General features: G+C 53.8%; 17 protein-coding genes. 2 read left to right on the top strand and 15 right to left on the bottom strand.

Annotated elements, in window-relative coordinates; translation table 11 throughout:
• Nucleotides 1–26: 26 nt before the first annotated feature.
• The 3 genes from IEY39_RS14165 to IEY39_RS14175 form a co-directional block, all read right to left on the bottom strand.
• Entirely contained in the window at nucleotides 27–467 is a 441-nt protein-coding gene (locus IEY39_RS14165; protein WP_188932624.1) for a thioredoxin family protein, read from the bottom strand.
• Nucleotides 468–675: 208 nt separating this feature from the next.
• Nucleotides 676–1,116 carry a carboxymuconolactone decarboxylase family protein gene (locus tag IEY39_RS14170; protein ID WP_188932626.1) on the bottom strand — a complete coding sequence of 147 codons (441 nt, stop codon included), beginning with the start codon at nucleotides 1,114–1,116 and terminating at the stop codon, nucleotides 676–678.
• Between the two features lie 101 nt (nucleotides 1,117–1,217).
• A complete protein-coding gene (locus tag IEY39_RS14175; protein WP_188932628.1) occupies nucleotides 1,218–1,808 on the bottom strand; it encodes a Crp/Fnr family transcriptional regulator in 591 nt (196 codons plus the stop codon).
• A gap of 89 nt (nucleotides 1,809–1,897) precedes the next feature.
• Between IEY39_RS14175 and IEY39_RS14180 the strand changes: the two genes are divergently transcribed.
• Nucleotides 1,898–2,662, top strand: coding sequence for an SDR family NAD(P)-dependent oxidoreductase (locus IEY39_RS14180; RefSeq protein WP_188932629.1), 765 nt, complete (start codon nucleotides 1,898–1,900; stop codon nucleotides 2,660–2,662).
• A gap of 38 nt (nucleotides 2,663–2,700) precedes the next feature.
• Here IEY39_RS14180 and IEY39_RS14185 read toward each other — a convergent pair whose 3' ends face one another.
• From IEY39_RS14185 to IEY39_RS14240, 12 genes are all read right to left on the bottom strand, one after another.
• The gene (locus IEY39_RS14185) at nucleotides 2,701–3,663 is read right to left on the bottom strand and encodes a hypothetical protein (RefSeq protein WP_188932631.1); all 963 of its coding nucleotides are present in this window, start codon (nucleotides 3,661–3,663) and stop codon (nucleotides 2,701–2,703) included.
• Between the two features lie 240 nt (nucleotides 3,664–3,903).
• Nucleotides 3,904–4,998, bottom strand: a complete 1,095-nt coding sequence (locus IEY39_RS14190) for a toxic anion resistance protein (protein WP_188932633.1) — start codon at nucleotides 4,996–4,998, stop codon at nucleotides 3,904–3,906.
• A gap of 2 nt (nucleotides 4,999–5,000) precedes the next feature.
• Entirely contained in the window at nucleotides 5,001–6,080 is a 1,080-nt protein-coding gene (locus IEY39_RS14195) for a substrate-binding domain-containing protein (protein ID WP_188932635.1), read from the bottom strand.
• A 6-nt stretch (nucleotides 6,081–6,086) separates the two neighbouring features.
• Nucleotides 6,087–6,707 carry a 5-bromo-4-chloroindolyl phosphate hydrolysis family protein gene (locus tag IEY39_RS14200; protein ID WP_188932637.1) on the bottom strand — a complete coding sequence of 207 codons (621 nt, stop codon included), beginning with the start codon at nucleotides 6,705–6,707 and terminating at the stop codon, nucleotides 6,087–6,089.
• Entirely contained in the window at nucleotides 6,707–8,329 is a 1,623-nt protein-coding gene (locus tag IEY39_RS14205; RefSeq protein WP_188932639.1) for a VWA domain-containing protein, read from the bottom strand. The genes IEY39_RS14200 and IEY39_RS14205 overlap by 1 nt, the downstream gene beginning before the upstream one ends.
• Nucleotides 8,330–8,405: 76 nt before the next feature.
• Complete coding sequence (locus IEY39_RS14210; RefSeq protein WP_188932641.1) at nucleotides 8,406–9,725, bottom strand: APC family permease; 1,320 nt, start codon at nucleotides 9,723–9,725, stop codon at nucleotides 8,406–8,408.
• 44 nt (nucleotides 9,726–9,769) lie between these two features.
• The gene (locus IEY39_RS14215) at nucleotides 9,770–10,900 is read right to left on the bottom strand and encodes a glutathionylspermidine synthase family protein (RefSeq protein ID WP_188932643.1); all 1,131 of its coding nucleotides are present in this window, start codon (nucleotides 10,898–10,900) and stop codon (nucleotides 9,770–9,772) included.
• Between the two features lie 11 nt (nucleotides 10,901–10,911).
• Nucleotides 10,912–11,250: a hypothetical protein gene (locus IEY39_RS14220; RefSeq protein WP_188932645.1), complete on the bottom strand. Its 339-nt coding sequence runs from the start codon at nucleotides 11,248–11,250 to the stop codon at nucleotides 10,912–10,914.
• Nucleotides 11,251–11,256: 6 nt separating this feature from the next.
• Nucleotides 11,257–11,607, bottom strand: a complete 351-nt coding sequence (locus IEY39_RS14225) for a hypothetical protein (protein WP_188932647.1) — start codon at nucleotides 11,605–11,607, stop codon at nucleotides 11,257–11,259.
• A gap of 162 nt (nucleotides 11,608–11,769) precedes the next feature.
• On the bottom strand, nucleotides 11,770–12,201 hold the full coding sequence (locus IEY39_RS14230) for a hypothetical protein (protein ID WP_188932648.1): 432 nt from the start codon (nucleotides 12,199–12,201) through the stop codon (nucleotides 11,770–11,772).
• 170 nt (nucleotides 12,202–12,371) lie between these two features.
• Complete coding sequence (locus IEY39_RS14235) at nucleotides 12,372–14,402, bottom strand: Helicase associated domain protein (protein ID WP_188932651.1); 2,031 nt, start codon at nucleotides 14,400–14,402, stop codon at nucleotides 12,372–12,374.
• Nucleotides 14,403–14,507: 105 nt separating this feature from the next.
• The gene (locus tag IEY39_RS14240; RefSeq protein WP_188932653.1) at nucleotides 14,508–15,911 is read right to left on the bottom strand and encodes an MBL fold metallo-hydrolase RNA specificity domain-containing protein; all 1,404 of its coding nucleotides are present in this window, start codon (nucleotides 15,909–15,911) and stop codon (nucleotides 14,508–14,510) included.
• Between the two features lie 315 nt (nucleotides 15,912–16,226).
• On the opposite strand from IEY39_RS14240, the gene IEY39_RS14245 reads away from it, so the two are divergent.
• Nucleotides 16,227–21,164 (top strand): T9SS type A sorting domain-containing protein, encoded by a 4,938-nt coding sequence (locus IEY39_RS14245; RefSeq protein WP_188932655.1) that lies wholly within the window; start codon nucleotides 16,227–16,229, stop codon nucleotides 21,162–21,164.
• Nucleotides 21,165–21,208: the final 44 nt, after the last annotated feature.

A 21,208-nucleotide genomic window follows, 5' to 3' on the forward strand; every position in this document is an offset into this window, starting at 1 on the left:
GTAACGGTGATGGTGTTTGACGAAGGTTAGTTGCCTGCGGCGGTGATGGTCCGAACCTGTTGCGTGAAGGCTGGGGCTCCCCCATCGGGAAATCCATCCCAGGTTTTCAGCACTTTCCCATCTGCTGTCAGCAACAGGGTGAGCGGGAATTTGCCTTTGGGATTGTATTGATCGGCCATAGCGTCGTTCAGTTGCTGCTGTTGGGGCGGCAGCTGATTTTTCCTCATGCGGGGGAAATCCGCGTTGACCATCACCAGGGATGAATCGGCGAAATGGCGAAATACATCATCGTTGAATATTTCTTTGTGCATCCGGATGCACGGACCACACCAGTCCGAGCCGGAAAAATTGAGCAGGATGAAGCGATGTTCGCTTTTGGCGATGGTTTCGGCTTCCTTCAGATCGTGGTGCCATTCGATGTTGAACCATCCGGTGAGGAGGAAGGCGGATAAAAGAATCTTAAGCATGGGCGTGTCGGCTTGTGTTTTCTCTTTTAGTAATGTTACGAAAATAAAATGAAAAGAGTTGCCGTCCGGGGTCTCGAAATTCGCTTTAACAATGTTGTAACTTCAAAATCGGTGAAGAGGGCGAGAGTTGCGGTGAAATGGGAACGCCGCCGGGGGGTGTGCCGGTGGCGTCAGCGGGGATTGGGGGTCCACCATTGGTGGGGAAGGGCTATGATGCTGCGGGGCTCATGGCGGTGGCGATGCCGATACGGTTCCAGGCGTTGATGACGATGGCGGCCATGATGATCTGGCCGATGTATTGTTCGTCGAAGAGGGCCGCGGCTTCGTTGTAGGTTTTATCGGAGACGTGGTTGCTGATAAGCGTTATTTCTTCGGTGAGGGCCAGGATGGCGCGTTCTTCGGGGGTGAAGAAAGGGGTGTCGCGCCAGGCGGTGAGGGCGTAGATGCGTTGTTCGGACTCACCGGCCTGACGGGCTTCCTTTGCATGCAAATCGATACAGTAGGCGCAGCCATTGATCTGCGAGGCTCTTATCTTTATCAGATCTTTGTGGGTGGCAGTGAGGCGGGTGGTCTGGAGATACTTGTCAAAGTCGATGATTGCCTTGTAGCCGGCAGGTTCGGCTTTTCCGAGTTTGAGACGTGTTGACATAATGCTTTGTTTTTGATGACACAAAGTTTGGACGGATGAGGGTGGGAAAAAATAATCATGATTAAGAAAAAACAGGGCATTATTGCGGATGAGGCCAGGAGCTATTTGCGGCGGGTTTTGATCTTGCTGATGAATTCGGGAGTGAACCCGAGGTAGGAGGCAACCATGTATTGGGGGATGCGCTGGACGAATTCGGGGAAGGCGTCGTTGAAATGATGATACCGCTCTTCGCCGGAGAAGGTGTAGAGAAAGAAGAGGTTTTGCTGGGCGGCGGCAAAGGCGCGTTGGACGATGAGGCGGAGATAGTGATCGAATTGGGGAAGGCGGGCGCAGAGGGTGGGCGCGGTGCGACGATCGAGGATGGCGACTTCGGTAGTCTCGATGGCCTGGATATGGAAGCGCGACGATTGCTGCCAGTCGAGGCTTTGAAAGTCGGTGATCCACCAATTCTCGATGGCGAACTGGATGATGTGTTCCACGCCGTCCTCACGAATGAAGTACATGCGCAGACAGCCCTTGAGGACGAAATAGTTCGACGTACAGACCTGCCCTTCCTTTAACAGGAAATCCTTTTTCTTTAGCTTTTTACAGCGCAGACCCCTGGTAAGGGCGGCGGCTTCCCCGTCGTCGAGAGCGACAAATTTCCGGATGTGGGTAAAAAGCGGCAGGAAAGGGTCCGGGTTTAATGGCATGTGGTGTTTTGTTGAAGACAAAAATACTGAAACTATCACCATTCCCTTATCCCGGATGCTGCCGAATTTTGTAGCCTAAATCACTATTTATGGCAACAAGAACGAAAATTGCATTGATCACCGGTGGCAGCAGGGGCCTGGGAAAGAATATGGCGCTACAGCTGGCCGGGAAAGGACATGATATTATCCTGACGTACAACAGCAACAAGACGGAAGCGGAGAAAGTAGTGGATGAGATTCGTGGGATGGGGCGTAACGCAGAAGCCTATCAATTGGACACGACGAATATCGTATCCTTTGACGGATTCTTTGCGGCAGTATCGGCTCATCTGATGAAGTATACGGGCAGCGGAAATTTCGACATCCTGATCAATAACGCAGGTACGGGCGCCCATTATTCCGTTGCGGATACCCCGGAGGCGGTGTTCGACCAGCTGTACAGCATCCACCTGAAAGGCGTATTCTTCCTCACCCAAAAGGCGCTGCCCCTGTTGAATGATAATGGCCGCGTGATCAATATTTCCTCCGGACTGGCCCGCTTCACCTACCCGGGGTATGCGGCCTACGCCTCGATGAAGGGGGCGATAGAGGTATTTACGCGCTATCTCGCCAAAGAGCTTGGCCCGAGGGGCATCACCGTGAACACGATAGCGCCGGGATTGACAGAGACGGACTTTACCAGGGGCGGACTGCCGCCCACCGAAGAAGGCCGGAAGCAGGTGGCGTCTATTTTTGCGCTGGGCAGGATCGGGCAGCCGGAAGATATTGGCGCTGCCGTGACGCTCATCTGCAGTGAAGAAGCACGATGGATCACCGCCCAACGGATCGAGGTGTCGGGGGGACAGCAGTTGTAGAAGAGCCGCACCCGCCTTCGGCGGGGGCGGCAAAGTCATTACTTCCGGTGTGCTTTCAGCTCATCCAGCTGAGCCTGCATCTGGGCCATCTTTTTGTCCTGTTCAATGATATATAGGGTAAGCTCTTCTATCTTTTTCAGCAGCATGGTTTGGTTATCGCCCACATTAACGCCTTCCTCCTGCATCTGCTTCGCAGGAGCAACATCCGGGAGGTGGTGATTGGCGTGAATATATTTCTCCAGTTGGTGCAGGGAAGGCAGCTTATAGGCCGAATCGAATACGAAGTCGGCGCCTGTAGTATTGACCACCACCTGGTTGGCACGAAGATTCCCATAAACGTCTAGTATATAGTTGCTCACCGGATTGCCGCCAACCGCCATATGCCCCGTGTAGTCTATGTTGATCACACCGGTGTTGGGTTCGACGCCGCCATTGTTCCCTATCCGGAACATATTTAGTGTCGCAGTGAGCCAAAAGGCCTGCCAGTTACCGGCGCCTCCCTGCAGGATGAGATTAGCATCTCCACTGGCAGTCCCTTTCAGCCAGGCAGCGGCAGTGTTGGCTCCCTGGGCATCGACAACGAGTATATTGTTCGAGTGAATGGAGCCATTCACGTCCAGGTTCCACGCGGGATTGCTCATATTGATGCCGACATTACCATTTGCCATGCCCGATATGAAGAAGGTGGGGCCGCCGTCGTTGCCGATGAAAAAACTGCCGGTATTGGACCAAAGATAGCCGTGCGGTGTCGCGGAGCCAATGCCGAGATTGAGATGATTACTGGCATTTGCAAAGGTAATGGCGCTATTTGCCGTACCAGTGTATTGGAAATAGGCCGGAGAGCTTGACGAGATGACTGTAAGCGCGTTGGAAGGGGTGGTAGTGCCGGTGCCGATGCCTACATTCCCAGTGGCAGGGAAAGTATTGCTTTGAGCTTGCAGCAGCTGAACCGTAGTCAAAAGGGGGATAAGATAAGCGATAGATTGAAAAATCGATCTCATTGGTCAGTAAGGTTTAAAAGTTAAAAATTGATGGGATATCTAAAGGCGGGAACGGATGACGGGCCTTAAGATAACCAATAATCCGTTATTTCAATCATTTGTATCGGTCACAGCTATGCGATAACCATTCAAAAATAGGAACCGCCGTGCACAGAGGGAGCATAAACGTGTCGATTCATGCAATATGCGCATTGCTATGAAATTGTAAAATAAGGGAAAAGCCCAATCGAGCCGTTGCCGTTAGCTCTTCAGCGAAAGCAGCTTGTCCTTCAGATCGGATTCGAGGCGGACGAGTTCGGTTTCGGCCTGCTGGCGTTTGATCTTGCCTTCGGCCTGGATCTTGAGGGTTTCCTCGATGGTGCTGATGAGATCGTTATTTACTTTCTTCAGGGTTTCGATCTCGACGATGCCGCTTTCGGATTCCTTTGCGATCTCGATAGTGCCTTCCTTCAACAGCTGGCTGTTCTTTGTGAGCAGTTCGTTGGTGGTTTTGGTGACCTCCTTTTGTAGTTCGAGCGAGTTACGCTGGCGCAGGAGGGTGATGGCGATGACCATTTGATTTTTCCAGAGCGGTATCGTATTGAGGATGCTGCTCTGGATCTTTTCGACGAGGGCCTGGTTGCCGTTCTGGATGAGGCGGATCTGCGGCCCGGTCTGAATAGAAATGACGTGGCTGAGATTGAGATCGTAGACCTTTTTCTCGAAGCGATTGAGGGTCTGGGAAAAATCATTATACCGCTGGGCGTCGAGGGCATCCTTTGTCTCGCCGGCCTTTGCGCGGAGGGCGGGGAGAGTGGTGGTTTGGAGCTCGTGTATCTTTAGCTGCCCCGCCGCGATATAAGCTTCGAGGTTTTTGCGATAGTCCTGGTTCTTGACGAACATATTATCCAGCAGGGTGATGTCGCGTAACAGGCCCATCCGTGCGTTGTCGAGCTGATCGGTGATCTTTTCGATCTGAACGCTGAGCTTATCATAGCCGGCGATGAATTTCTTCACCGAATTGAAGAACGACGACAAGATGGGAATACGCGAGAGGAAGCCGCCTTTTATCTCGAGGCCGTTGACATCCACCTTTTTAATATGCGTGAGCAGATTGGTCATGATGTCCCCGACATAACCGCTGTCCTTGTTGCGCACTTCGCCGAGGATAGTATCAGCGAAGGTGGAGATCTCGCGCTGGGCCCCTACCCCATAAGTGATGATGGCCTGCGAATCTTCGAGATTGATCTGCTGCCTGATGGTTTCCACCCTGGTCATTTCTTCGGGGGTGAATTTCGTAATATCGAGGTTGGCGTTGCCCTGGCTTAGCGGAACGGGCATGTTGGTATCGCTCATGGCTATTGATTATTTGTATTAAGGGCATTAATGATTTTTTCCATGATGGCGGCGCGGGGCATGGGCATGGTCTTGTTGATGCTGCGCGCGAGACCATCCACCTTTATGACCTTCGGGTCGTTTTGTACGCCGATGAGGCCGGTGCGAAAGCCGTGTTCTTCCCAGGCGATGCGTTGGATCTCGGGGTCCTTCAGCGCGTCGAGGAGGGGCAGGGCTTTTTTATTTAAGATGAGTACGGGGTGTTCGCTCCACACGGTAGGAACGGGATAAACGATCTTTATCTTGTCCTTCACTTTTGGCCAGAAGTCGGGATGCTGGAGGGAGAACTCGACGATCTGGTTTTCGTAGTCCGCAATGAGGGGGTACTGTCCCACCCCGGTTTGGAGAAATTGTTCGAAGAGAAAGCCCGATGAGCTTTGCATGAAGCCCTGGCGGGTGAAGAGTTTTTGCAGCGAAGGCAGGATACGATCGACGCTGTCGGGGTCGTTGACGCCGTCGGGGCTGAGGAAGTTGGCCATGAGACCGGCGTAGAGGTTGCCGGTGTTGGACTTTGTCGGATCGGTGGTGATGACATTGACCTTCCCATACAGATCGGGAAGACCAATGTCGGGCCAGGACTTGCCGGTGAGCTCCCACCGGATGAGCTTGTCCATATCCGTGAGATAGGCGACACTGTCCTCCACCTTTACAAGGCCCTGGGCGACGAGGGCTTTTACGACGATGTCCCAGCTATAGAGGACGACGGGGGAATTGAAGACGAGTTCGGATTGGATAAGGCGGTTGCTTTGGGTGTTCTTGAAGAGTTCGAGCGCGACCTGGCTGGAAGGCCAGAGGAAATCAATGTCGTCTTTGACGGGTGAGGAGACCATTTCGATGGAGCCTTCGCGGGTGTAGTCGAGTTTCAGGCCGTATTTAGTTTCCAGGATAGAGCGGACACGGGGGTTTTCGAGAAAATTGCTTTTTTCGCTGCCGACGATGCCTTTTATGGTGAGCAGGGTCTTATGATTGCCCTCGTACCAATAGGCCACCCCGACGACGACCGCCAGAAGAAAGAGTCCGAGTCCAATGAATATTCCGCGCATAGGTTATCATTTCAAATCTTCCGCGTTGAAGGTTTTTTCCAGGGTCTGGATCTCGGTGTCGAGTTCCATCGCGTCATCGCGCAGGAGACGGGCGTGTTGCTTCTCAAACGCTTTTTCGATGGAGTCGAGCATGAGTTCGGCCTTGGCAAGGGTGGCGGCGATCTCCGGCGAACGGACGTTCTGCTGGGAGAGGTCGCGGTATTTGCGGACGATCTTTATACTGGTGTCGAGATAATAAGCCAGGAATTGCTTTGCCTGTTTTATATCCTTTGGGTCTTTTTCAAAGTTGCCAAAGATGCGTTTGATGACATCGATGATGCGGGCGATCTTGGCGCGGATCGCCGGGTCCTTTATATCGTTGGCACAGTCGACGAGGGCTTTTACCTTTTCGCCGCCTTCTTTCATCGTGGTCTCGAGCAGCTGCGGGGTGATGCCTGCGCCGATGTCGAACTGCATACGGGGTTTGGGCCGGAAGGCGTAGATAAACAGCCAGGCGCCGCCAAAGCAGGCGAGGCCGAGCAACAGGGACGTCAGCAGGGGTATCCCAAGGAAGAAGAACAGCACCAGGAATCCAGTGGCGCCGATGACGCCAGAGATGAGGCCTGTTATGTTGGTGAAATTTCGCACTAGTTATATCCTTTTGCTTTACGAAATGCGGTTATGAGATCTTTCTTGCCGTCGAAGAGACTGGCACGGGTGAGGCCGACAATTTGATTCAACTGGTCGTCGGATGCATCCCCGAAGGTGATGGCGAAGACGGGGATGTCGAGGCCGTTAGCCGTCCAGGCTTTCGAGAGATCGGGATAGGTTTTGCCGGTGTTGGACTCCCCATCGGTCATGAGGATTATGGCTGGAATATAGTGATCGGCGGTGTCGCCTTGTTTTATCGCTTCGAGTCCCCGGATGACGGGCGAATAGATGTCGGTGCCGCCGGAGGGGTACAGATCGGTCACCCGTTGGAGGATGGCTTTTAGCGAGTCGCCCTGGTTGCCATCGGCTTCCCATTCGGTAATAAGATCATGATTGAAGGGGATGATGATGAGGCGATCGTCGTCGGAGGCCTGGAGAAAGTAACGTTTTGCCTGATCCTGGTCGAGAAGAAGCTGCATGGCCTGCTTCACCTGATCGGCGCCGCCATTGGTGTTCATGCTGCCGGAGAAGTCGAGGCAGAAGACAGTAAAGGAGGGTTTACGAAAATCCGTTTGGTAGAGGCTGAGGGCTTCCCGGATGACGTCTTCGCCGGGGAGCTTGATGGGGCTGAGTATCTTTTTTGTGTCGATGCCCCAGTCGGCGCGGAAGACGTCGGGGGGCGCGTTGGTCAATTCGCCGGCGAAGCCGGTACGGCGACCGAGCTGCAGCAGCTTTGCCTGGACGTCGCTGCTGAGCAGGTAGTCCTGCAATTGGCGGAAGAAGGTTTCCTTGTCCTTGCCGTCGCTGTTGTTGTCGCTTCCGCTCCGATCGACGAAGCCCAATTGCGAGTCGGCGATGACGAGGCCGTCGGTGGGATAGACGACATAGAGGGGTTCCTGGTTGCGCCGGAGGAGTTCCTGGTTGGTCTCGATGATGATGGATTCATAGTTGACCATGGCGTCGTACTGACCGTTGCCCTGGAGGAAGAGGTCTTTTAACCAGCCCGAGCTGCCGGAAGAGCGGTTGATGCCGGAGAGCAATTCGCGGATCTGCTCCTTAAGTTCAGGCTTGTGAAGATCGTCCTTAGTGATGTATTCGGGGTTGCCGAGCAGGGCGTAGAGGAAGCCGAAGTAGGCGCTCGCGCCGGAGTTGGATTGCGAGGCCGAGGTCATCATAAATTTCAGTTGCCGGTTGCGGATGGCAGTGAGGATGTCAGCTACTTTGACGGGGCGGCCGATGAAGTTGAGTTGCCGGGCGAGGCTTTTCTTTATGCCGAAGACGACCGGGCTGGTGAGGATCGACTTTGCGTATTTCACCTTGTGGTGCTGGTCCCCGAGAGTGATCCAGAGCCCGGAAGCGGGCCAGACGCCGTCGAAGTCGGTGGTGTCGGATTGGAGAGCAAGCATGATGTCTACGGAGCCTTTGTAGACAAAGTCGATGTCATAGCCTTTCTTGTCGGCGAAGTCCTTGATGAGGGGTTGGAGGGCTTCATTTTCCGAACCGAGCAGGAGGCGGAAGTTTTTATGCTGATTACAGGAGGTGAGCAGGGTGAGGGCGGCGAAGAGGATGCCGAGAGGGTGGCGGAGGAAGTGGGATAGTTTTGAAACAACTAAGGTCAAATGGAAGCTTTTGTACAAGATACGGCGGGTTATTTTTGTAAACGAGTTCGGCCGCGCCGTAAGACGAAGTTTACAATTATTTAATGTGAGGGCCCTGGGTTGCCAGATGGGGTTTTCGCCAGCGGATTACCCACCACGCAAGGGTGGCGGAGAAGAGCATGCCGAGGCCAAGACCGAGCGGGAGTTGCATCGTATCCGAAGACATCAGCGCGCCTGCGAGGGCAATGGAATAAACCAGGATGGGGGCGATGACGAGAAGGACAAGTCCTTTTTTGCCCAGGGGGATCTTGAAGGGCCTGGGCCGGTCGGGTTCTTTACTGCGCAGGATGATCAGCGCCAGAAATTCCAGGGTGAGAGCCGCGCCATAAAGAATGATATCCATCACCACTAGTTCGGAGAAGCTGAGGACAACCAGGATGCTGACGATGGCGGAAGAAACGAGAATAGAGATATAGGGTGTGCCGAAGCGGCGATGCAGTGCGCAGAACCAGGTGGGCAACAGCTGGTCGTCGGCCATTACCTTTGGAACGCGGGATACCGAAAGCAGCACGGCGGAGTAGAGTCCGAGGGTACCTGCCATCCCGCCTGCAGCCACGAGCATCCCGAGCCAGCGGCCACCGAGCAGAACGCCGATGAGGGGCATATCGCCTTCGTGGAAGCCGGAGGTGTCGATGCCGGTCTGGTTGACGGAAATAGTGGCAAGGATGTAGATGGACACGGTGAAAAGAAAGGCCAGGCAAACAGAAGTAAAATAAGAGCGCACGGGCCGGGCAACCTCACCCGCATAGGTAGTCGCATTATCCCAGCCGATGAAGTTCCACATGACGGTGTAGAGTCCCAGGCTAAGGGTGGAGAACTGCGGGTTGTGCAGCGCGGGAGTGGGTATGGCAACGGGATGGCTGCCGAAGAAGAGCAGACCGAAAATGAGCAGGAAGGGGACGATGACCACTGCGCTGAGAACGAGGGAGGCTTTTCCGACGGGTACGATGCCGATGATGTTGAGCAGCGCCGATGTCCAGACGATGAGGAGGCAGACGGGTATCTTGTAATGCGCTATCTCGGGAAAGAAAAATGCCGCATAGGTGACGAAGAGGACGGGATAGATGGTGAGATCGCAGAAGGTGTAGAGCCAGGTCCACCACCCTTCGAAGAAGGCCCAGCGGAGGCCGAGGGCGTGTTTTACCCACTGGTAGTAACCTCCGGTGACGGGCATGAGGCTGTTGAGCTCGAGTACCGTAAGGATGGTGGGAACGTCCCATAGCAAGGGGGTGACGAGCAGCAGGAGCATGGCGCCGTGCGTGCCGACATAGGAGAAAAGGGGTTCCAACCCGTAGGGGCCGCCCGATACGGTAAGAAAAATGACAGCCGCGAGCTGGAGGGGCCGAAGTTTGCGCATCGGGTTAAAAATAAGAAGAAATGGGGAGAATGCGGCCCGGTGCGTCAGCTGATGTAGTGCGGGATGAAGCGGCTGAGATTGTTGGTGACAAGGGTGTTGCTTTCGCGGATGCCCATGCCGGCGGGTTCCTGCCCAATGATCCAGCTGCCGAGGACGGGATGGTTGCCGTCGAAGTCGGGGAGAGCACAGAGCTCCTGATAGATGTAGCCTTCGGCGCCATATTCACCTTCAGTGGACTGGAGGACGCTACTCCCGCGGACGAGCTCGATGTTGGCGCCTTCGCGGGAGAGGATAGGCTTCTTCACGTAGTCGGTGAGGCGGCCGGGTTCGAAATAGGCAGGAAGAAGATAGGGGCAATCGGGATAGAGTTCCCAGAGGATGGGGAGGATGGCCTTGTTGGAGAGCAGCATCTTCCAGCCGGGTTCGATCCAGAATGTCTTGTTGCGATCGGTGAGGATGTTTGTGCCGAAGGCTTCCTTTACCAGCCATTCCCAGGGATATAGTTTGAAGATGTTCTTGATGGGCTGGTCTTCCATGTCGACAAATATCTCGTCTTTTTGGTCCCAGCCGATATCGTCGACGAAGAGCAGTTTTGTCTGCAGGCCGGCCTGGATAGCACAATCCCGGAGATATTCGGTGTTGGTGAGGTCTTCGAGTGAGCCTTTTACACAGGCGAAGTGGAGGGAGCCGGGATAGAGATAGGCTTTGAGGTATTTCCAGTAGGCGATGAGTTTTTCGTGTACGCTGTTGAACTGATCCTTGCTTTTATCAAAGTCCTGCAGCCAGAACCATTGGATGATGCCGGCTTCATAGAGGCTGGTGGGGGTGTCGGCGTTGAATTCGAGGAGCTTGAGGTTGCCCTCCTGGTAACAGAAGTCATAGCGGCCATAGATGGCGGGGTGGTCTTCCATCCAGGTCTTTTCGATGTAGGGGATAAAGGCTTCGGGGATAGCGAAGTGATGATAGAGATTATTGTCCATGACGTGCTGGACGGCGCCGAGACAAAGATCCCAGAGTTCGGCGGACGCTTTTTCGATGAAGAGTATCTCGTTCATAGAAAATTCATAGCAGGCGCTTTCGTCCCAGTATGGGACATTGGTGGTGTGGAAACCAAAGCCGAGTTTTTCGACTTCTTTTTGCCAGTTATTGCGGGGATGGAGGGTATGACGTTTCATTGTGCGTGAAGTTAAGAGGAGACAGAATATTCTCCGCCGAAGCCGCCGCGGACAACGGAGGTTTTTTCGAAGTCGAAGCCGACGTTGCTTCTTTCGCTAAGGGCATCGGAATAGTAGCCGACACGCCGGTAGTGGCCGCTGTAATACCTGCCATAGGGCCGAAAGGCATAATACCAAAGAGGACTGCCGATAGGATGATGCATATAGGTATAGGGGGCGGTGCTGTCGCTGCGGATATAGACCTGGTGATGCCGATCGTTGGCGTCGACCCAGTCGGTGGGGCCCGGGCGGTGGCACGATGCAAGAGCGGCGGTGATGAGGACGAGGGAGATATGTTGGGGTTTTTTCACAGGGGGTTATTTTACGGTGATGAACAGCTGATAGTCCTTTTTTGCCCGGACGGTTTTTGTATCGCCGACGGAGTTTTCGGCGGTGGTGTTTAGTGAGTCGAGGGTCGGGATCGTGTCGCGGTGGACGATGGTGCTGTAGACGCCGGATTTGATCCATACTTTGTGGGTGGTGAGGATGACGTCGTGCGTGCTGTCGGCGTGCTCCACGGAAAGGACGGTCTCGACGGAACCGTCGTGATCGACGGCAACGCCCTGGTCATCACCCTGCTGGTTATTGGGACCGCTAATGATAAAGCTGAGGGCGAGGACAAGCAGGATAGAGAGGATGACGATAGCAGCGATGGCAGGCTTGGGCATAGCGTTAGGAGTTAGTACGGAATAAAGATAGCAGGTAGAGTCGAGAGTTGCCAGTGGGAATGGGAGAAGCGGACGGCGGGGGTGGTAAATGGCTGTGGGGGCCCGCCGTCGGGGATGACGGCGGGGCGGGTGGCGAGGGCGTGCGGGGGTATGGGTTATGGGTTAATCTACTGTGATGAGCCGATCGACCCGGGTGTCGGTTTGGATACGGATGTTGCGGCTGATCTTTTCTTTTCCACTGCTTACCACAATAAGGTAATCGCCGTCTTCGAGGTCGCTGAGATTGTAGACGTAGTCATAGGGCGCCTTGCCGGCGATATCTTCGAAGAGAATGTCGTTTCCATGGTGGATGGAAATGGACACCGCATGTTGGTTCGGGTTCTGGATAGTGATACGGAACCGCATCGAGCTGCTATCCATCTGCCTGATGCTGACCTGCAAATGAGCAGCGGCGACGATGGAGTCGAGGGCATTGCATTGAGCAGCGGTGGCAACTTTATAATGATAGTTTTGGCTGAAGGCTTGCGGTGCGGCGAGGGTCAGGGTGATAAAAAGGGGAAGGATCGCCTTTCCGGTGAATTGTTTCCGGGACATAATTAATAGGTTTTTTAGGTTTTCAAAAACCGGGCAAAAAATACTTTTTTCAATATTTTTTGCCGGGACATTCAAGACGTAAAAGCGCTTCTACCTTTTGTCGCCGCAAAGATAGAAAGGATATATTATGCAGGTGTTACGTGGCCGTTAAATGTTGTTAACAATGGCGACTATGCGCGACGTGCTTGTGAGTTTTGAGTGATGATCAGCGTTGGAAGCAGTTTCAAACTGGTGGCTGTTTCTTGCATTCTGAATAAATCGATATGTTCTTTTTTGAGGCGACCGTGACGATATTTTGAACATTGCGTTGAAAACCATTGCCGGAGATAGTAGTTGGTATTTTCTGTAGGAAGGTTACCGTTATTTTCCCTGATGAATTTTATTAGCAATTCCAACGTTTGTTCATATGTATTTCTTTCATACTTGAATTTGAACCCCAGTTCTATTAGTCTATCATAGACAAATTGAGGCAGTGATCCCATTCTGTGAGATACCCGGACCTGCCTGACGTCTGTTTGAATTTCAGAACCTCGGCCTTGGGGAAACTTATTATGCCTTGCAAAATATTCTTCCAACCGATCGAGTCTTTTTGTCCATAGTACTTCGCGGTCATTCTCGAGCGAGATGATCTCTTCCAGGAGATGCCGGTACTCCTTTTCCAATTTATTTTGTTGATATAACCGCTTTTGCCGTGCAAACCAACGGGCAAGGGGTTTATCGATCCGTGTGCGAGGTAAATAACCTTGTTCCTCGATAATTTTTCTGAGCTGGCGGTAATTGGCGTACCACCTTTCCTCACTGGTGTTATTCCAATCGATGCCTATTTGGGTGAGTTGCGACACCTTTTCGGACGAGAGTCTCCCGGCTCTAAATGCGCTCTGCTGTTTTTCGATCCACCTCAGCAAGTTTAAGTCTTCCTTCATTGGTACTTTCAAATGCCCTTTCTTCTCAAAAAATGCCTTTGCCCTTGAATATCCTATCGCCCAATTGTCGATTCGGTTTTCGAAAGAGGTTAAGATATCCTGGATCCCCTGGGTTTCGTCTATGAATTCGATGGCGGTGGGTACCTTATCCAATCGATTATAGGGGCGCATTATTTTACTATCGTCCGAGGCAGCTTTCTCTTCTTCATGATCCGCCTTAAACCGGGCGTGCTGGAGATTCCTGAAATTATTTACCAGATCGAGTATTATGGGTTGCTCTTTTTGATCTACCGAGAAGCATCTTCCTATCTGCTGATACCAAATGATGGGCGAGCTGGTCTCTCTCAACAGGATGACGGTGGAAATGTCCTTTGAATGCAGGCCTTCGGTGATCATATTCACGGTAAACAAGACTTTCGTGAGGTTATCGTCTTTATCGAACCTGGAAAGATGTCGTGCGTTGACTTTTTTCCCGAATTTTGTGTGAAGGGGTAAGGAGAGGAACCTTCCAAAAATGCTTTTAAGCATCGGCGTAAGCGTTTCCTCGGCCATTTTCATTTCTTTGAGCGTAGTACAAAAGACGATGATCTTTTTCCGTGACGGCGGCAGGTGCTTTTTTAAGATGGCATCCAGGCCGGAACTTTTTTCCCAATCGATGACCCGCGCCTTCATTTCCCTGATCAGCGATTCTTTTTGCTGATGTTGAGTTTGCCCGATCTTTTCCTCCATTCGCCGGTATTCCTGCGAAATGGAGTAAATGGCGCTAATATATTTGGGTGCCATTAAAATGCCTTCGAGAAACGCCCCGTGCAGGGAGAAATAGGAAGCGATATTGTTCCTGAACAGTTCGAAGGCCATATCCCGGCTATGGTCCAGGAATCGGATGTGGGTTGCGGTAGTACCCAGCACTTTTGCCTGTGGGTTCCTGTCGAGCAGTTGTAGAACCTTTGGTCCCCATCCGCGGGCGCCCACCCGATGGAATTCGTCGAGATAAATGAAATCGAAGTTGTTTCGGCCCGATAGGGTCTTGGACGTTAGCAAGTTCCTATAGGTGCAAAAGAAGAAGTTGGCGCCGTCAACGTGCTTTTGGACCTCGGCACAGATGTGTTCTCCGGGCGCCAGAAGGAGATGTCGGGCTGTGGGGTTGGAAATGATGAATTTCGCGATGATAACGGCTTTACCCGTGCCGGTGGGATGGATGATACAGGTTTTGTTGTGGTGTTCGAGGGCATTTACCGCACTATCATAGGCTCGTTGGTTATGTGGATAGAGTTGCATAGGGACAGCGTTTTAGTCAGGAGTAAATATATTACTCCCGGCCGCGCTGAGCATGCAGAAGCGGGATTTTGACTTATGTCAATTTCCTTTGAATGGGCAGAACGGTTATCCGAGTCCGTGTTCGGAGTGGAGCTCGGGGATGCGGACATCCGTGAATCCTTTTTTCAGGAGGCGCTCCTGAAAAGCCTGCTGAACATCGTATTCGCCGTGGACGATGAAGACGGTCTTTACCTGCTTGGGGTCCTGGCAGGCGAGGAACTGGCTCAGGTCTTCATAATCGCCGTGGGCACTCATGCTGCGGATGCTGCCGATCTCGGCGTGGACCTCGTGCAGGATGCCGAAGATGTGTACCTCTTTTGCCCCGGCCTGGAGCCTTCCGCCAAGTGAATGGGGCTCGCAGTAGCCGACGAGCAGGACGGTGTTGCGGCTGTTCTCGATGCTGTTGCTGATGTGATGTTTTACCCGACCGGCATCAGCCATACCGCTGGCGGAGATGATGACGCAGGGTTTGTCGTGGAAGTTGAGCTGTTTGGATTCGGCGACCGTCTTTATGTATTTCAGTCTTTTGAAATCAAAAGGGTCTTTGTCGGTCTCAAGCACCTTCTGTACCGCCTTATTGAAATATTGCGGATAGCTTTTAACGATCTCCGTGGCGGCGATGCTCAGCGGGCTATCGACATAGTAGTCGAAATCGGGAAGGCGATGCTCTTCTTCGAGGGAGTTGAGGGCGAAGAGAAGCTCCTGGGTGCGGCCGACGCTAAAAGCGGGGATGATGAGTTTGCCTTTTTTCTCGCCACAGGTGTGGTTGATCCATTTCAGGAGCATATCGGGGGTCGTATCCGCCGGATCGTGGAGACTGTTACCGTATGTCGATTCAATGATGATGTAATTGGCCTGGGGGAAGACCTCGGGACTGCGGAGAATGACGTCCTTATAACGGCCGACGTCACCGCTGAAGGTGAGATGGGTCTCCTTTCCATCTTCTTTTATCTTCAGGCTTACAGCGGCGCTGCCGATGATATGCCCGGCGTCGGTGTAGAGGACGCTGATGTTGTCGTCGATGGTGGTCCAGGTGTCGTATTCTATAGTGACGAAGTGATCCATGGCTCTTTTTGCATCTTCTTCCGTGTAGAGGGGCTGAAGATAGGCGAGCCCATTGGCCGTCTTGCGTTTGTTGGCGAACTTCACTTCTTCCTCCTGGATACCGGCGGAGTCTTCCAACAGCACGGCGGTGAGTGCTTTTGTGGCGGGCGTGCAATAGACCTTGCCGGCAAAGCCATCCTTCACCAGTTTGGGAATGAGGCCGCAATGGTCGACATGCGCATGAGAGAGAATAAGCGTATTTACCTCGGCAGGGGTAAATCCCCAGTTGCGGTTGAGGACGTCGGTTTGGTCGCCCATGCCCTGGAACATACCACAGTCGAGTAAGTATTTTTTGCCATTATTTAATGTGAGAAGATGTTTCGATCCGGTGACGGTACGGGCGGCGCCGTGGAAAGCAATTTTCATGTCGTTTGTTTATCAGGGTAAATGTAGGGAAAAACCGTTTATAAAGAAATCATTTCTTTACTACGCAGAATACTATTATAGGGCACGGTTGAGACTCACCGTTTTTCATTTATACATTTTCCTATTCTCTCATATCGCATACGATTCTTTGCCGGCGCTGATTTGTGCGATCGCAGCGTTTTAATCGATTGCAAAAAAATGTACTTTGCTGCCTCGTTTACAGTATACAGTTACCCTTATCCTGCCAGGCGGCATCCTTCGGGAGAGCGTGCTTCCGCTTCCGATATCTTAACCTCGTGAACTAAACCAATACATATGATCATGTTTTTACCCGGAAAAAGGTATAATATCTCTATTATATCTTTCCTTCTCATTCTCTTTTTTTCTGGGCGGCTGTACGCATCGCCGCCAGGGCTCGGTAGCCCGGGGAGCGGACATGGATTGCCCGGCTTTTTCGGCGGCGGCGAGCCTATCAAAACAACCCCCAGGAGGGTCGGTGACCGGCTGTATTTTACGCCGGCCTGTCCCATCATCGCGGAAAACTTCAACCAGGCCGCCGACGTCAACGGTGCGACATCCGACCCTAGCAGCGTGGGATGGTACCTCGACAGGACGAATGTTCCAAATGCGGTGTATTTCGCGATGAAATCCCACCGCATCAAGGCGCAGACCCTGGGCGGTGAGGGTGTCTGGTATTCCCAGGTATTTAATATATCCGGCTATACCGGCATCCAGGTGGATGCGAAGATCTCTTCGGAAGGGTCGTTCACCAGCAGTGAATATGCGCATCTGTTTTATAAGCTCGACGGCGGGCCCGAGACGTCTTTCGGCTCATATACCGGCGCCTTTGGGACACCCCTTGTCACTTCGGGGCAGATGACGGGCCACACGGTGCAGATCGTTATCCGGTTGTATAATGTCTCCGCGGGTAACAACGATTATTATATCGAACAGTACGATGTGTTCAAGGAAGTCGGTCCTTGTACGGTCAGCAGTATTTCGGTGTCTGCCTCCGCAAGTAATTCGGGGGTGCTGACCTGTACCAATCCTTCGACGACCTTGACCGCTTCGACTACGGCCTCGGGAACCACTACGTACAGCTGGACGGGACCCAACAGCTTTAGCGCCACCGGTGCTTCGGTGACCGCTACTACGGCGGGAACCTATACGGTGACGGGGACAAATTCTGCTGGCACGGGTACGGCCACGGTGAACGTGACCTCCAATACGGCAGCCCCAGGGAGTTTGACGGCGACGGCATCCGGGTCGCTGAGTTGTTCGGTAACTGGTGTGACGCTGACGGGAAGTTCGTCCGAGTCGGATGCGACGTATGCCTGGACGGGGCCTAACAGCTATTCCAACACCGGCGCTTCGGTCACCGCTAACATGGCGGGTACCTACACGCTGACCGCTACAAATCCCACTACAGGCTGTACGTCTTCCACTACTGTAGCCGTGACGTCCAATACGACGAACCCAACAGGCGTGACGGCGACGGCCAGCGGACCGATTACTTGTTCGTCGCCCAGTGCGACGCTGACGGGAAGTTCGACGTTGTCAGGGACGACTTTCGCCTGGACAGGGCCTAATAGTTTTACGGCCTCGGGTGCAACGGCTACAGCTACTGCAGCAGGTACCTATACCCTAACGGCTACCTACCCTCCTACGGGTTGTTGGTCGTCCGTCACCGTGGCGGTTACTTCGAATACGACGGCGCCAGCAAATGTGACGGCAACGGCTTCCGGCTCGTTGAGTTGTTCAACCACTAGTGTGACGCTGACGGGCAGTTCGTCGACGTCGGGAACGACTTTTGCCTGGACTGGGCCCAACAATTTTACCGCCAGCGGCGCTACGGCTGCCGTGACGGCTCCGGGTACTTATACGGTGACCGCTACCAATCCTTCTACAGGATGTACGGCAACTGCCTCTACCACGGTGACGCAGAATCTCACCGCGCCGGCCAATGTAACGACCAGCAATAATGGTCCGTTGACCTGTAATTTCACCACGGCCACGATGAGCGCCTCTTCTACCACTACCTCGGGTGTCACCTACGCCTGGGCAGGGACAGGCAACGCTGGCAACTACAGTGCCACCGGCGCTTCGGTTACTACTACGATTCCCGGTACGTTCATCCTGACGGCTACCTATACTGCCACCGGCTGTACGACTACTGCCATGACCTCCGTGTATCAGACACTCACCGCACCGGGCACTATAACGGCCAGCAATAATGGTCCATTGACCTGTTCTGCCTCCAGCGTCACACTGAGCGGCTCTTCTACCCTTAACACCGGGGTCTCCTACGCCTGGACAGGGCCCGGCAGCTTCACCGCCACCGGCACTTCGGCGACTGCGACAGTCCCAGGTACGTATACGCTGACGGCCACCAATACTTCCAGCGGATGTACTGCTACTGCCACGACCACAGTGGCCCAGAATATCACGGCCCCAGCGGGTGTAACGGCGACGGCTTCCGGCTCGTTGAGCTGTTCTACGACCAGTGTTACGCTGACCGGTAGCTCGACAACCTCGGGTACGACCTTCGCGTGGAGCGGGCCCGGCGGGTTTACTGTCACCGGCGCTACGGCTACTGCTACTGCAGCAGGAACCTATACGCTGACGGCGACCAATCCCACCTCGGGTTGTACGGCTACTGCCACGGTGACCGTGACGGGCAATACGACAGCACCGGCAGGGTTGGCGATTGCAGCAGCGAACAATGTTACCCAGCTCACCTGTAGCACCAACTTTACCACGCTATCCGGCAGCTCGACCACGTCGGGCGTAACCTATAGCTGGACAGGGCCTAATAATTTCACCGCGACTTCTTCGGCCGTGAATGTGTTCAATCCCGGTACGTACACTATGACCGTGACGAACCCCACTAGCGGCTGTACGGCTAGTACTTCCATTGCTATTACCCAGAATGTAACACCACCGGCAGGGGTGGCGATCAGCCCATCGCTGACGACGCTCACCTGTAGCAATTCCAGTGCAGTGCTGACCGGTACTTCCACAACCACCGGTGTGAGCTATGCCTGGACAGGACCGAGCAGCTTTACTGGTACGGGAACTACAGTCACTGCCGTTACACCCGGGGAGTATATCCTCACGGTGACCAACCCGACCAATGGCTGTACGACTTCCACTGCCGCGACTGTCAACGCAAATTTTGCTCCGCCGGCAGGAGTGACGGCCATCAACAATGGTCCGATCACCTGTAACAATCCGACGGTGACGCTGACGGGCAATTCTTCGACGGCCAATGTCAGCTATAGCTGGACGGGGCCGTCCAACTTTACGGCTTCCGGTGCTACTGCCACGACCAGTGTGGCCGGCACTTATACCCTGACGGTCACCAACCCGGTGAATGGCTGTTCGACCATTGCCAACACAGTGGTTGCCCAGAATACCACGACACCGGCCGGCCTGACGATAGGCAGCAGTACGGGGGGCTCAATCCTGACCTGTACCAGTCCCAACATCACCCTGACGGCCAGCTCTTCTACGAGTGGTGTCAACTATAGCTGGAGTGGTCCAAACAGTTTCACGGGCTCATTGGCTTCTGTCAGTGTAACCAATCCGGGAACCTATAATGTAACAGCGACCAATTCGTCGAACGGTTGCACTTCCGGCACTTCGGTCATTATATCGCAAAATATCACGCCGCCGTCGGGTCTGCTCATGACGAGCAATCCTACTACTGCGGTGCTGACCTGCGCGACAAGCAGCATTGCTTTCAATGCCAATGCTTCCGGCTCTAGAGTTGGTTATTCATGGACAGGGCCCGGCGGGTTCACGTTCAATGGTCAGACTACGAACATATCTGTACCCGGTACCTATTCGGTGACGGCTACGGACTCGACCAATGGATGTTCTTCAACGGCATCGACCACCGTTACGCAAAATATCACGCCGCCCGTAGCAGTGACCATTGCCTCTGCAACGGGGACGACGATCATCAACTGTACGAATCCTACGATTACGATCACCGGCAACGCCAACCCCCAGAACGTGAACTATAGCTGGAGCGGGCCGAATAACTATAGCTCCGCTAACGCCACTACATCGGTGACCGCGCCGGGGACTTATACGGTAACGGCTACCAAAACCGACAACGGCTGTTCGAAGACTGCTAACGTGTCCATCGCCCTCGATACGGCACATCCGGCGGCAGTAACGACGAGCAGCGTGCCTGCCAATGCTACGCTTACGTGCAGCACGCCGAATGTCATTCTCACCGGCAGCTCTAACACGACTGGCGTCACCTATGGCTGGACAGGCCCCAACAGCTTCTCCGCCTCCAGTGCATCGGCGACGGTGACGGCGCCGGGAAGCTATGTCCTGACAGTTACCAACCCCAACAACGGCTGTTCTACTGCCGCCACGGCCAACGCGGTGACGCAGAACATTGCTGTTCCGCTCGGGGTGACGGCGAATGTATCGAACAAGATCTCGTGCTTCACCACGAGTGTGACGATAACAGGAAACTCTACCACCTCCGGCGCTACCTATGCCTGGACAGGGCCGGGTGGATTCACTTCGGCTGCGCAGTCGGCATCGGCAACGCTGGGAGGCGTATATAATCTCACCGTAACGAACCCTGCCGATGGCTGTACGGCCACCAAACAGCTCACGGTAGTGGCGGATACGGCTACCCCGGCAGGGGTGACGGCTACGAATTCCGGTCCGATCACGTGTACTGTCTCTACAGTAACGCTGACGGGCAATTCCACGACGTCGAATGTGACATATAGCTGGTCGGGTCCGAACGGGTTCTTTGACCCTGAGCAGGTGTCTACAACGGCTACCGACTCCGGAACGTATGTGCTGACAGTAACCAGTTCGGGCAACGGGTGTAGCACGAATGCTTCGACCAATGTATCTGCGAATTTGACGGGCTGCTCCAGTGTGGCGCGGGCGTTGACGACGGGAAAGGCTGCTACCTTTGCACAGGGTGGGCAGGATCCTCAGACAGCAACCGCCTTCACGTATAAGGTGTATCCCAACCCGGTGAGCACGGTCGCTTATGTCGAGTTCCAGTCGCCTTCCCGGAGCCAGGTGAGCGTTGAGCTCTATAATTCACTTGGGGTGCGGGAACAGGTGCTATTCCAGAATACGGTAGAAGCCAACCAGAGCTACAAGCTGACGCTGGGCCCCGGCGGGCTTGGAGCAGGTATCCATTATTGTATGATCAGAGTGGATGGGAAAGTGTATACCAGTAAGGTGTTGGTGATGCCTGGACACTAAGTGTAGTTTGATCGATAAGATTAGGCCGCCCCGGTACGGGGCGG

The sequence above is a fragment of the Puia dinghuensis genome (genome assembly GCF_014642875.1).
GTDB lineage: Bacteria > Bacteroidota > Bacteroidia > Chitinophagales > Chitinophagaceae > Puia > Puia dinghuensis.